The sequence below is a fragment of the Rhizobium sp. NZLR11 genome, assembly GCF_019685115.1.
In the GTDB taxonomy this organism is placed as follows: Bacteria; Pseudomonadota; Alphaproteobacteria; order Rhizobiales; family Rhizobiaceae; genus Rhizobium.
In genome coordinates, this window is record NZ_JABDWD010000001.1 from 515111 (window position 1) to 527407 (window position 12297).

At 60.2% G+C, this 12297-nt stretch carries 15 protein-coding genes; 6 read left to right on the top strand and 9 right to left on the bottom strand.

Annotated features, from left to right (window positions below):
* Window positions 1-2: 2 nt before the first annotated feature.
* The 7 genes from flgG to flgF all read right to left on the bottom strand — a co-directional run bounded on the left by flgG (window position 3) and on the right by flgF (window position 4816).
* Window positions 3-791 carry a flagellar basal-body rod protein FlgG gene (gene flgG / locus HJB83_RS02395; protein WP_164006538.1) on the bottom strand — a complete coding sequence of 263 codons (789 nt, stop codon included), beginning with the start codon at window positions 789-791 and terminating at the stop codon, window positions 3-5.
* 19 nt (window positions 792-810) lie between these two features.
* Window positions 811-1152, bottom strand: a complete 342-nt coding sequence (locus tag HJB83_RS02400) for a flagellar hook-basal body complex protein FliE (RefSeq protein WP_207582931.1) — start codon at window positions 1150-1152, stop codon at window positions 811-813.
* Window positions 1153-1154: 2 nt separating this feature from the next.
* Window positions 1155-1571, bottom strand: coding sequence for a flagellar basal body rod protein FlgC (gene flgC, locus HJB83_RS02405; protein ID WP_007633309.1), 417 nt, complete (start codon window positions 1569-1571; stop codon window positions 1155-1157).
* Window positions 1572-1577: 6 nt separating this feature from the next.
* Window positions 1578-1970 carry a flagellar basal body rod protein FlgB gene (gene flgB / locus HJB83_RS02410; RefSeq protein ID WP_207582930.1) on the bottom strand — a complete coding sequence of 131 codons (393 nt, stop codon included), beginning with the start codon at window positions 1968-1970 and terminating at the stop codon, window positions 1578-1580.
* 166 nt (window positions 1971-2136) lie between these two features.
* Window positions 2137-2679 (bottom strand): flagellar protein, encoded by a 543-nt coding sequence (locus HJB83_RS02415; protein ID WP_221116093.1) that lies wholly within the window; start codon window positions 2677-2679, stop codon window positions 2137-2139.
* Window positions 2680-2681: 2 nt separating this feature from the next.
* Window positions 2682-4079, bottom strand: a complete 1398-nt coding sequence (gene fliI, locus HJB83_RS02420; protein ID WP_207582928.1) for a flagellar protein export ATPase FliI — start codon at window positions 4077-4079, stop codon at window positions 2682-2684.
* 2 nt (window positions 4080-4081) lie between these two features.
* Window positions 4082-4816: a flagellar basal-body rod protein FlgF gene (gene flgF, locus HJB83_RS02425; RefSeq protein ID WP_207582927.1), complete on the bottom strand. Its 735-nt coding sequence runs from the start codon at window positions 4814-4816 to the stop codon at window positions 4082-4084.
* 253 nt (window positions 4817-5069) lie between these two features.
* Between flgF and motA the strand changes: the two genes are divergently transcribed.
* From motA to HJB83_RS02455, 6 genes are all read left to right on the top strand, one after another.
* A complete protein-coding gene (motA, locus tag HJB83_RS02430) occupies window positions 5070-5942 on the top strand; it encodes a flagellar motor stator protein MotA (protein ID WP_207582926.1) in 873 nt (290 codons plus the stop codon).
* A complete protein-coding gene (locus tag HJB83_RS02435; protein WP_207582925.1) occupies window positions 5943-6893 on the top strand; it encodes a FliM/FliN family flagellar motor switch protein in 951 nt (316 codons plus the stop codon).
* A 65-nt stretch (window positions 6894-6958) separates the two neighbouring features.
* A complete protein-coding gene (fliN, locus tag HJB83_RS02440; protein ID WP_207582924.1) occupies window positions 6959-7546 on the top strand; it encodes a flagellar motor switch protein FliN in 588 nt (195 codons plus the stop codon).
* Window positions 7547-7574: 28 nt separating this feature from the next.
* Window positions 7575-8615 carry a flagellar motor switch protein FliG gene (gene fliG, locus HJB83_RS02445; RefSeq protein WP_207582923.1) on the top strand — a complete coding sequence of 347 codons (1041 nt, stop codon included), beginning with the start codon at window positions 7575-7577 and terminating at the stop codon, window positions 8613-8615.
* 343 nt (window positions 8616-8958) lie between these two features.
* Window positions 8959-10038, top strand: coding sequence for a flagellar biosynthesis protein FlhB (gene flhB / locus HJB83_RS02450; RefSeq protein WP_207582922.1), 1080 nt, complete (start codon window positions 8959-8961; stop codon window positions 10036-10038).
* 5 nt (window positions 10039-10043) lie between these two features.
* On the top strand, window positions 10044-10487 hold the full coding sequence (locus HJB83_RS02455; RefSeq protein WP_207582921.1) for a hypothetical protein: 444 nt from the start codon (window positions 10044-10046) through the stop codon (window positions 10485-10487).
* A gap of 198 nt (window positions 10488-10685) precedes the next feature.
* Here HJB83_RS02455 and visR read toward each other — a convergent pair whose 3' ends face one another.
* A complete protein-coding gene (gene visR, locus HJB83_RS02460) occupies window positions 10686-11432 on the bottom strand; it encodes a transcriptional regulator VisR (RefSeq protein ID WP_221131267.1) in 747 nt (248 codons plus the stop codon).
* Window positions 11433-11440: 8 nt separating this feature from the next.
* The gene (gene visN / locus HJB83_RS02465) at window positions 11441-12187 is read right to left on the bottom strand and encodes a transcriptional regulator VisN (RefSeq protein WP_207582919.1); all 747 of its coding nucleotides are present in this window, start codon (window positions 12185-12187) and stop codon (window positions 11441-11443) included.
* Window positions 12188-12297 lie beyond the last annotated feature (110 nt).

Sequence of the window (12297 nt, forward strand, 5' to 3'; positions counted from 1 at the left end):
CTCTACTTCAGGTTCTTGCTGACGACGGTGGCCATTTCGTCAGCGGTGGTGATCACCTTGGAATTCATTTCGTAAGCGCGCTGGGCCGAGATCAGCTCGGTAATTTCCTTCACCGGGTCGACGTTCGAGGATTCCAGATAGCCTTGCTTCATGTAGGCGAAACCTTCCTCGTCGGGATTGCCGACGACGGCTTCGCCGGAGGCAGCCGTTTCCTGGAAGAGATTGTCGCCGATCGGCTGGAGGCCGGCCTCATTGACGAAATCGGCAAGCGTCAGCTGGCCAAGCGTGGTCGCGGTCGTCGCGCCGGGCAGCTTGGCCGAAACCTGGCCCGAGCGGCTGATCGTCAGCTCGGTCGAGCCCGTCGGAATGGTGATGCCGGGAAGGACCTCGTAGCCGTCGATGGTGACGAGCTGGCCCTGCTCGTTCTTGTTGAAGGCGCCGGCACGGCTGTAGAGCGTCGTACCGTCGGTCGATTGGATCTGAAAGAAGCCCTTGCCGATCAGCGCCACGTCGAGGTCGTTGCCGGTCTGGGTCAGTTCGCCCTGGAGATGCAGGTTGCGCACCGCCGAGGTCTGGACGCCGAGGCCGATATTGGCGCCTTCCGGGACGACGGCCTGGTTGGCGCGGTTGGCGACACCCTTGGCGCGTTCGGTCTGGTAGAGAAGATCGGAGAATTCGGCGCGAGCGCGCTTGAAACCCGTCGTATTGATGTTGGCGATATTGTTCGCGATGACTTCCAGATTGGTCTGCTGGGCATCCATGCCCGTTGCTGCGATGGCGAGCGCTCTCATGTGTTCGTCCTCAATTCAGTTACATCTGCATCTTGGTGACTTCGAGAAAGGCCGAGACGACCTTGTCACGGATGGCGATCGCGGTCTGCAGCGTCTGCTCGGCCTGGAGCATGGAATCGACGACTTCACGCGTCGTCGCCGTGCCCTTGATGCCGGCAAAGGACATGCTTTCCGCACCCTTCAGGCTGGTGACCGCGTCGGTTGCCATGTTGCCCATGACGGAGGCAAAGCTCATGCCGTTGGCCGCACCTGCGGTGCCCGGCATGGTGGCGGCAGACGACGAGGCGGAATTTTCGGTGTCGACGGCGCCAAGCGCTCGGGTCATCGAAAGGTTGCTGACATTCTGGACGCTGCTGATCATTATTATTGGCTCTTCAGGAGGTCGATCGTGGAGGAGATGAGATCGCGGGTCTGCTTGATGGTCTGCAGATTGGCGTCATACGAGCGGTTGGCTTCGCGCATGTCGGCCATCTCGACGAGGATGTTGACGTTCGGCAGTTTGACGACGCCCTTCTGATCCGCGGCCGGATTGCTGGGGTCGAATTCGGTGCTGAAGTCGCCTTCGTCGACGCCGACCTTCTTGACATCGACCGTCTCGACGCCGCTGGCGCGATCCATCTGCTGGCCGAAGGTGATCGTCTTACGGCGATAGGGGTCGGCTCCAGGCGTGTCGCCGGTCGAGCGAGCGTTAGCGATGTTTTCCGAAACGATGCGCAGGCGCGTCGACTGCGCCTCGAGCCCGGAACCGGCGATTTTCATTGCTGCTGAAAGCGGATCCATGAATTTTTACTTCCTGACGGTCATCAACATCATGCGGTTGAAAGAACTGACCAGCGAGGTGTTCAGATCGTACTGGCGCTTGATATCGCCCGACTTGGAGAGCTCTTCGGCCACACCGACGGTATTGCCTGATTCCTGGACGCCGATTTCCTGGTCGAGTGCGGCGTCCTTGACGTCGATATCGCCGCTGGCGCTGAAATCATTGCCGCTGAGATGGGCCGGATTGGTGCGCGTCATGGTGATGTCGGACTTGTCCAGCACGGCGTCGAAGGGCGTGACGTCCTTGGCGTGGAACTTCGGGGTGTTGGCATTCGCGATGTTGCCGGCAACAACCTGCTGACGGATCGTCAGCCATTCCGCCTGTCGCGAAGCCAAGTCGAAAAGTTGGATCGGTTGCATGAGACTCTCCGTTTTTACTGTCCCGAACCTAGTGCGGTAATCTTGCGTGGGACTTACGGGAATTCAGGTTTCAAGGCGCTTTTCGGGCAGCGCTGCGCTCAAAAAAACAGGGGCTCCGGCCGGTTCGCGGCGGAGCCCCTGTTGCCTTCGGCGTTGGCCGACAGGTTCAATTATTCTGGTAGGTATCGCCCTTGGAGGTAACGATCACCCATTTGCCGTCGCGCTGCTCGAGTGTCGCTAGGCGGCTCTCGTCGGGCAGGATCGAACCGATGCGCACCACATACATACCCGAGGGATCCTCGATCAGCGCCCGGCCGTTGGAAACGTGCAGCAGGCGGAAGGAAGACTTGCCAGGGAAAGGCTGATCCTCGGGTATGGGGCGGCCATTGCGTTCCTTGCCGAGGTCGGAAACCGTTGCCGTCGTCAGCGGATCGATCGGCGGGGCCTTTTTGTCCGGCTCGTTCTTGTTGATCATGGCAAGCGGCGAGACGCTGAAGACGTTGCGGGCCGGCCAATCCGGCAATTCGCGCGAATTGTCGCTGGCGGCGACGTTGATGCCGAACTTATCTTCGTTGAAAAATACATACCACGGAAAGAAGGCGGAAGCGCCGGCAAGCGCCAGGCCGGTGAAAGTCAGAAGCCGATCCAGGATGACGGTCTTCCGGCGCTGCTTCAGAGAAGCGATGCGTTCGTCGTCGAATTCAGCCACGTCTATCTCCTCTGAATGGGTGCGCCCTGATTGCCCATACCGGCTGCAGCTTTGAGCGCGCCGGCGAGATCGGCGAAGGCATCGGCCGAGTCGCGGTCGCCCGGCGACTGTTTCAGGACGTCGTAAATGATCGGTACCTGCTTGACCGCCATATCGAGATCGGGATCGGCACCCTGGCGGTAACCGCCGATTAGGCGCAGGTCGCGTGTTTCCTCGAAGCGATGGATCAGCACCTTCAGCCGCGAGACCAGCTTTTCCTGGTCCGGCGTCCAGGCCTTGCGGGCAAGACGCGAAATCGAGGCTAGCGGATCGATCGGTGGGTAACGCCCTTCTTCGGCGAGGCTGCGTTGCAGGACGATATGACCGTCGAGGATGCCGCGCGTCGAATCAGCGATCGGGTCGTTGTGGTTGTCGCCGTCGACGAGAATCGAGATGATCGCCGTGATGGTGCCGGCGCCCTCGGGGCCGGGACCAGCGCGCTCCAGCAGGCGCGGCAGCTCGGTGAACACGGAAGCCGGGTAACCGCGTGCGATCGGCGGCTCGCCGGAGGCAGTCGCCACCTCGCGGATCGCATGGGCGAAACGCGTGACGCTGTCGACGATGAAGAGAACATTCTCGCCCTTGTCGCGGAAATGTTCGGCGATGGTGACGGCCGTCAGCGGCGCCATCTTGCGCAGCATCGGGCTCTCATCGCTGGTTGCAACGACGGCGATAGCCTTCTTCATATTGCTGCCGAGCGTATCCTCGATGAATTCACGCACCTCGCGGCCGCGTTCGCCGACAAGCGCAATGACGACCTTGTCGAAGGCGTCGGCGCGGGCGAGCATGGACAAAAGCGTCGACTTGCCGACACCGGAACCGGCGAAGATGCCGAGGCGCTGCCCGAGGCAGAGCGGCGAGAAGATGTCGATCGCGCGTACGCCGGTCTTGAAGCCGGTCTGGACACGCTTGCGGGTCATCGAGGGCGGCGCGGTATTGGCGATCGAGCGGCGATCGAGGCCCTCGGTGATCGGACCCAGCCCGTCGATCGGTTCGCAGAGCGAGTTGACGGTGCGCCCGCACCAGCTGTCAGACGGTGAGATACGAAACGCGCCCTTGCGGATGACCGTATCGTTGATGCCGATCGGCTCGCCTGGTTCGATCGGGCAGACATAAATCAGGTCCGGCTCGACGCGAACGACCTCACCCAGATGGACGCCGGTCGCCGATTTATGGGCGACAAACTCACCGAGGCGAACATGGCGGGAGAGACCGCGAACCGTGTAGTGGCCTGCGGCGATGGTCTGCACGCGACCGCCATGGGCAACCGCGAACTCCGGCGATGCGTATCGGTCGACGAGATCTGCCAGATGCGCCAATTTTGGGGAAAGACCGTCCTCGGACAGTAGTGTGGTGCTCATGCTTAGCGGCTACCCCCGAGCGTCTGCACGGCTTCCTTGAAGGAATCCTCGCTGTCGCGCATCAGCGACGAGACGCTTTCGAAGGCGCGGTTGACTTCGATCAACTGGGTGATCTCGCGCATGGCGTTGACGTTGGAGTTTTCGAGATAACCCTGCTCGACGCCGACATTGAAGCGGTCGACGACGGCGCGCGGCTGGTCAGTGGTCATGATGCCGCTGTTTTCGTAGCGTAGGTATCCCTTGCTGACATCGGCCTCGAACAGCCCGAGCGAGGCGACCTGGCGGTCGCCCTGGTAGATGATGCCGTCGGTGCCGACGGCCGGCTCGCCGCCCTTCGAGTTGAGCTGGATGGGCGCGCCGCCGGCGTCGAGAACGGGATATCCGCGGATCGACACGAGTTCGCCGGTATCCTTGAGCGTGAAGCGGCCGTCCCTCGTCAGGACGCGGCCTGCCGGCGTATCGAGCGAGAACCAGGCATCACCTTTGACGGCGAAATCGAGCATGTTGCCGGTGTGCTGCAATTCGCCATTTCCCTCGTTCAGATAGTCGTTGCCCTGGGAAACGAAGGCGACCTTGGTGTTGAGCTTGTTCTTGGAGTTCGCCACCATCTCGTCGAACTTCACCTCGGTGGCGCGAAAGCCGGTCGTGTTCACGTTCGCCATGTTGTCTGCGATGGTGGTCAGGCGCTTTTCGAGCGCCATCTGCGACGACAGTGAAACATAAAGACCGGATTGCATGTCGGTAAGCTCCAAGCATTGGCGATGAACGGAACGAAAAGCCGGGCGTCGTCTTTGTGATTCGGCCGGGATTTCGCTGAGGCGGCATCTCAGAAACGGGTGCGGACACCCATTCGTCTCCTTTAGCCTGACGGCAGATGCTTGCGCGAAGCTGGCACGCGGAAATGCCCCGCGACCAGCCCTTTCATCAGCCTCACGCAAGGCAGAAATCCTATCCGTCTCAGAGAAAAGCAACGTTCAGATTGGGCTGACGATGAATATTATTATCGGATTTATTGTTGTCTGCGGCTGCATCGTCGGCAGCTTCATGGCGATGGGCGGCGAAGTGAACGCGCTGTTCCAGCCCTTCGAATTCCTCATCATCGGCGGCGCCGGCCTCGGCAGCTTCATCATGGCGAACCCAATGAAAGTGGTGAAGGATTCCGGCAAAGCGCTCGGCGAAGCCTTCAAGCACGCTGTGCCGAAAGAACGCAATTATCTCGACACGCTCGGCGTGCTCTATTCGCTGATGCGCGACCTGCGCACCAAGTCGCGAAACGAAATCGAAGCCCATATCGACAATCCGGTCGAATCGACGATCTTCCAACAGGCTCCGACAGTTCTGAAGAACAAGGAACTGACGGCGTTCATCTGCGACTACGTGCGTCTGATCATCATCGGCAATGCCCGCAGCCACGAGATCGAGGCGCTGATGGACGAAGAACTCAACACCATCATGCATGACAAGATGAAGCCTTACCACGCGATCCAGATCATGGGCGATTCCTTCCCGGCGATCGGTATCGTCGCCGCGGTTCTCGGCGTCATCAAGGCGATGGCTCACATCAACGATTCACCTGAGGTGCTCGGGCACCTGATCGGCTCGGCGCTCGTCGGCACCTTCCTCGGCATTATCTTGTCCTATTGCGTCTGCTCGCCGCTGGTCTCCCAGATCAAGATCGTGCGCAACAAGCAGCACCGACTCTACGTCATCGTCAAGCAGACGCTGCTTGCTTACATGAACGGCTCGGTGCCGCAGGTCGCTCTCGAATACGGCCGCAAGACGATCTCGGCTTACGAGCGTCCGTCCATCGACGCGGTCGAACAGGAAATGATGAACCCAGGCGGCGAAAACAAGGCGGCTTAAATGACTATGAGCAATGCTTCGCATGACAAACCGGCAATGGATCCTGCCCTTCTCGCCAAGCTGACAGGCGGGCTTGGCGATAGAGGCAGGGTCGCCAAGATCTGCAGTTCCTTCGGGGAAGTCTACAGCGAATTCTTTCCCGACGTCATCAAGAGCGAGACCGGCCTCGACGTGACGGTCAACTATCTCGGCTGCGAGATCGGCTATAAGAACCACCTGATCGACGACCTGAACGCGAACGTCACCCTCGTCGACGTGACACTGCGCAACTGGTCGCAGAACATCACGCTTGCCTGCGGCAACGGTTTCGTCATCACGCTGATGGAGCACCTGCTCGGCGCCACCGCCGATACGATCGAGGAGCCGGCCGACCGGCTGCTGTCGGTCATCGAAATCGACCTGGCGGTGATGGTTTTTGACAAGATCGCCAAGGTGCTGCGCTCGGCCGTCAACGCGCCCGGCGGTTTCGAACCGAGCCTTTCGGCCCCGCACGCGCTCGAGATGCGCGCCCGGCCGCCGGAGGACCGCCCGGACGAATTCGCCGCCGCCATCAATATGTCGATCACGCTTGCCGGCATCGTTTCGGAATTTTCGTTGATGGTTCCGCAGACCGCGCTGCTCAAGACCAAGGTGACGCCGCCGAAGCCGAAGCGCCAGGCGACCGGCAAGTCGGCGGAGTGGACCGAACAGCTGGGCGACCAGGTCCGCCGCTCGCATGTCACACTCGAGGCCAAGATCAGGCTGCAGGACCTGACGCTGCGCACGATATCGAAGCTGATGGTCGGCGACGTCATTCCGTTCCGCGACAGCGGTGACGTGCGCGTCGAGGTCAGCGCCAACAGCAAGGAATTGTATGTGTGCGAGTTCGGGCGTTCAGGCGAAAACTACATGGTCCGCGTCCGGGATACGATGAACTCGGATGACGAACTCATCCGTCATTTAATGAATTAATCGGTTCTCTGGCTTTTGGGCTGCAAAGGCAGTTTGAGGCAAGTTTCAACTGGAATAGTGATTTCATGGCTACGAAGAAAACACAGCAGAACAGCGACCTCTCCCTGGATCTTCCGGGCAGCGAAGCGGATCTCGACCAAGCGATCGACGATCTGCGCGGCGTGCTGAAGCAGGATGCCGATGGCGACCTGCCGCAGTTTGGCGACGACCTGCAGAACGACGCCTTCGCAGCAGGAACCGATCTGGCGGCCTTCGGCGGCGAGATGTCGGACACCCCGTTTGGCGGCGACGATTTCGGCGGCGATTTCGGCGCCGGCAATGCCAGCCCGGCCGCCGGCATGGATTTCGGCGACAGCCCCTCTTTCGACGCATCGCCGGCTCCGCTCGGCAGCGCGCTGAATTCGAACTTCGACCTGATCATGGACATCCCGATCGACGTCCAGATCATGCTCGGCACCAGCCGCATGCAGGTCTCCGGCCTGATGAACCTCAATGAAGGGGCGACGATCGCCCTCGACAAGAAGATCGGCGAACCGGTCGAGATCATGGTGAATGGCCGCAGGATTGCGCGCGGCGAGATTACGGTGCTTGATAATGACGACACGCGATTCGGTGTGAAACTGATAGAAGTTTTGAGTACGAAAAAAGCCTGATCCCTGTGTGGGACGGAGAGGTTAGACCATGATGGACTTTGACGATTTCGGCGGCGCGCTAGCCGGGAAACCGTTGACCCAGGCTGAAAAGGCGGCGGCTGTTCTTCTCGCTATGGGAAAGGGAGTCGCCGGCCGGCTGTTGAAATATTTCACCCAGGCCGAACTGCAGACCATTATCTCATCCGCTCAGTCGCTGCGCGCCATCCCGCCGGACGAACTCTTGATGCTCGTCGGCGAATTCGAAGACCTCTTCACCGAGGGCGCCGGACTGATGGACAATGCCAAGGCGATCGAGGCCATTCTGGAAGAAGGCCTGACGCCCGACGAGGTCGACAGCCTGCTCGGCCGCCGCACGGCATTCCAGGCCTACGAAACCTCGATCTGGGATCGTCTCAGCGAGGCCGAGCCGACCTTCGTGGCACAGTTCCTGCTGCGCGAACATCCGCAGACCGTCGCCTATATTCTTTCGATGATGCCTTCCAACTTCGGCGCCAAGGTGCTGCTGCAGCTCCCAGACAACCGCCGTGCTGACATCATGAACCGAACGGTCAACATGAAGGCCGTCAGCCCGAAGGCTGCGCAGATCATCGAGAACCAGGTCATGACGCTGCTTGCCGAGGTAGAGGCAGAGCGCAATGCCGCCGGCTCGACGAAGGTCGCCGATCTCATGAACGAACTCGACAAGCCGCAGGTCGACACGCTGCTCACCTCGCTGGAATCGATCAGCCGCGAATCCGTCAACAAGGTCCGTCCGAAAATCTTCCTGTTCGAGGACCTCATGTACATGCCGCAGCGCAGCCGCGTCATGCTGCTCAACGACATCTCGACGGATGTGCTCACCGTCGCGTTGCGCGGTTCGCCGCCAGAGATCCGCGAATCGGTTCTCTCCGCCATCAGCCCTCGCCAGCGCCGCATGATCGAATCGGATCTGCAGAGCGGCATGGGCGGCGTCAATCCGCGCGAGATTGCCATTGCCCGGCGCGCCGTGGCGCAGGAAGCGATTCGCCTGGCCAACTCAGGCCAGATCGAGCTCAAGGAGAAGGAAGGCGACGCTTCGGCAGCCGCCTAAAGCGGGGCGCGCATTGACCTTCATTCGTGCGACCCGTTTTCGTTCCAGGTTTATGCGTATCGGTATCCCGGATACCGCTGCCCGCTTCCCGCTTCCGAGCGACATACATAGCACTCCGAGACTGTTGACAAATCCAGCCGCCTGCAAAGCGGCTGTTGATCGCCATGCGACAGGCGACTACCCTTCCAATACAGGCCGCGCTCTAAAGCGCGCCGCAGGGAACCCGGTTTCCGCGGCGCGCTTTAGTTCTTTGTTTTGATGCATGTCGTCATTCCAGAACCGCTGCACACTTTTGGGCGACATGCAGTAGCTGCTGCCTATTTCTTCGACGGAGGGCCGCGACTTGGCAGACGATGACAAGGACAGCAAAACAGAAGCCCCGACCGCGAAAAAGCAAACCGACGCGGCTGAGAAAGGCAACGTGCCGTTTTCGCGCGAGCTGTCGATCTTTGCGACCATCCTTGCCACCTATATCTATCTGGTGTTCTTCCTCCCCGACAGCGTCGGCCGCATGACTGAAACCCTGCGCGACATCTTTGAGCAACCCGACCAGTGGAAGATCGAGACGGGTCCCGACGTCCTTTCGCTGTTCGTCAAGCTCGGCTGGGCATGTGCGGCGCTGCTGGCGCCGGCCTTCATCCTGTTCATGGTGTTCGGCATCGCCTCCTCCGTCTTCCAGAACCTGCCGACGCCGGTGCTCGAACGCATCCGGCCGCAGGCCTCGCGCATCTCTCCCGCCAAAGGCTGGGAACGGCTCTTCAGCCTGCCGGGCCTCGTCGAGTTCGGAAAATCGCTGTTCAAGGTCGTCGTCGTCGGGGTGATCCTGTTTTTTGTGCTCAGAAGCGAATATTTTAGCTCGATCGACGCGATGTTCTCCGATCCGCAGACGATCCTGGTGCGGATCTCGACGGCGATGCGCAAGATCATCATCGTCGTGCTGATCGCCACCGCGATCGTGGCGATCGTCGATGTCTTTTGGACGCGCCATCACTGGTTCACCGAGCTGAAGATGACGCGGCACGAAATCAAGGAAGAAAACAAGCAGGCACAGGGAGACCCCTTCGTCAAGGGGCGGCAGCGCTCGCTGATGCGCGACCGCGCGCGCCGGCGTATGATCGCCAATGTGGACCGGGCGACGCTCGTCATCGCCAACCCGACGCACTATGCGGTGGCGCTACGCTATGCCCGCGAAGAAAACGACGCGCCGGTGGTGCTGGCCAAGGGCCAGGACCTTATTGCGCTCAAAATCAGGGAGATTGCCGAAAAAAACGGCATCCCGGTGTTCGAGGATCCGCCACTTGCGCGCTCCATGTTTGCGCAAGTCTCGATCGATAGTGTCATACCGTCAGTCTTCTATAAGGCCGTTGCGGAGCTCATCCACCGGGTCTACGCCGCAGATGCCAAGAACAAACGGGTAAGATAAGCCGAATGAAAAAATGCCCTCACTCTACCCAGCGTGAAAAGATCCTCGCAGTTGCGATCAGCCCGGTCGCCACGGAACTGCGCCTTCTGGATGCTTCTGACCTTATTTCACTGCTGCGCTTCGAGTATTACGGCAACCTTTCCGATCTCGTCGCTTCGGCGGCAGAGCTTTTCTTTCATCCGGGCACGGTGAATTTCGGCCTGGGCGGCAACTATACGCTGGAATGGGGCGGCAAGCCCGAAGTCGTTCTCGATCTGGAAATCAAGCCGCGCGGCGTCACCGTTTATGCACAGCTGACTCTCGCCGAAGATCACGCCGGCATCGAGATCAATCATATCGCTTTCCAGGATCCCTCGGCCGATCCCGACGAAAACACCGTCTTCCTCGAAAAGAGCCTCCGGGAAGCGCGCTACAACGTCAATCAGTCGCCCCGGTCGCTGGCGGGCTGACATCTCTCAGGACAATCGCGCTTTCATCCGTCCTTCGACAGCGCATCGCCCCACAATCGGAAACGGTTTTGACTCAAGCGCGTCGCATCAAACTTGATTCATGCGACGATGCGTGTCGTAGGCCCGGAACCACTGCACAGTTCCGGGCGACACGCATCAAACGCAATCTTAAAATGAAAGAGCCCGGCCCGCAGGGCCTCAGCTGATGTAGCCGAGCCGGATCGCCTTGGCGATCGCCTGGATGCGATTGACGGAATCGAGTTTGATGGTCGCCGAGCCGAGATAGGCGTTCACGGTGTGCACGGACAGGCCGAGCTTGTCGGCGATCTCTTCGCTGATGCGGCCGTCGCCGGCGAGCTGGAGACAGGCGATCTCGCGTTCGCTGAGCGCCTCGGCGGTGGCCGTGCGGCGTTCGTCGAGCGAGAGCAGATCCATCATAATATGGCAGCAGCGACCGTGCAGCTCGACGATCGTATCGCTCGAGGGATCAATCTCATCGCCGGTGAAAAGGATGAAACCGTTGCCGACCGTGCCGAGCCGCACTGGAAAGGCAAGGCCGGAAAAAGGCACAATACCGTCCTGCAGCCGCGTCATGAACGGGGCGAAGTCCGCAGGACCAGGTGCCGCACGGTCGTAACCGCCGGCCCATGAGAGCGGCAACAAAGACTTCTCGATATGGTCGAGAAGGATATCGCCATAGGCATCTGTGAAGGCCTTGCCGAAGCCGGCATTGGAAGACCCCCAGTTCTCGAGTTCGCAGACAAGGCGCTGCTTTGCCGGAAGACCCGAGCCGCTGACGCGGAAGATCGCAAACCCTTGAGCATCGGCGAGCTTCTGCATCGCAATCAGCCGCGGGAAAAGATCGGACCGGCTGGAAATCCTGTTCACACGCACCATGCGCAGCTGTTCGGCGCTGCTCATCGTCCTGGCTGATGGATGCCCCATAGATCCCCCTATACGAGATTATTGCGGACGGCGAAGGCAATCGCCTCGGACCGGGTCTTGGTCGCCGTCTTGCGCATCACGCTGGTGATGTAGTTGTTGATGGTATTGCGGGAGATTCCGAGGATCATGGCGATCTCGTCGCTGGTCTTGCCCTCGGCGATCCAGAAGAGGCATTCCAGCTCGCGGTCCGTCAATTCGAAATCGCGGTCGACCCTCGTACCACCGCAGCGGAGGAAACTCGCGACATAACCTGCAAGCAGGCCCACATCTCGCAGGCGCTCAGGCGAAAGGATGAACCCCTCGCCGAACAGGAACATCAGGGCCAGCCGCGACCGGCCGACATTGAAGGTGAGAGAACAATATTGACGGCTGGCGCCGTCGGGCACGTCGGCAGTATCAGGCATAAGAGCAAAATTCGGCTGGAAGACCTGCATGCATTTTTCCAGCTCCGTCGAACGGGCATAGCCGCGAACCAGATCATTGGCGATATCCCTGACCAGGTCAAAGGGCCAATCCGACGAAACAATGAAATCGAGACCGCTTTCCTGAAGGAGATCGCAGCGCGCCAGAAGGTAGTGCGAAGCACCCACATACTCGGTCAGCGCCCGCAGACCGGACTGCAACCTGCCAGTGTTGGCGACGCCGTGCAGGCGCTGGAGGAGTTGATCGCGCGGCAACAGATCCGGCATCACCGCGCTCGCGAAATTCGCCATCTGCCTCTCGCCTTTGCTCGCCTGAATTACGTTCATATCCATTGGCAATGTCCTGCGGCTGAGAAACGATCGAACTCGGTGCAACAGCAATTTTTCTGTAAGGGATTCAATTCAAGTTCCGCTCGAATCCCATTTCGAATCACCCAAGGGTA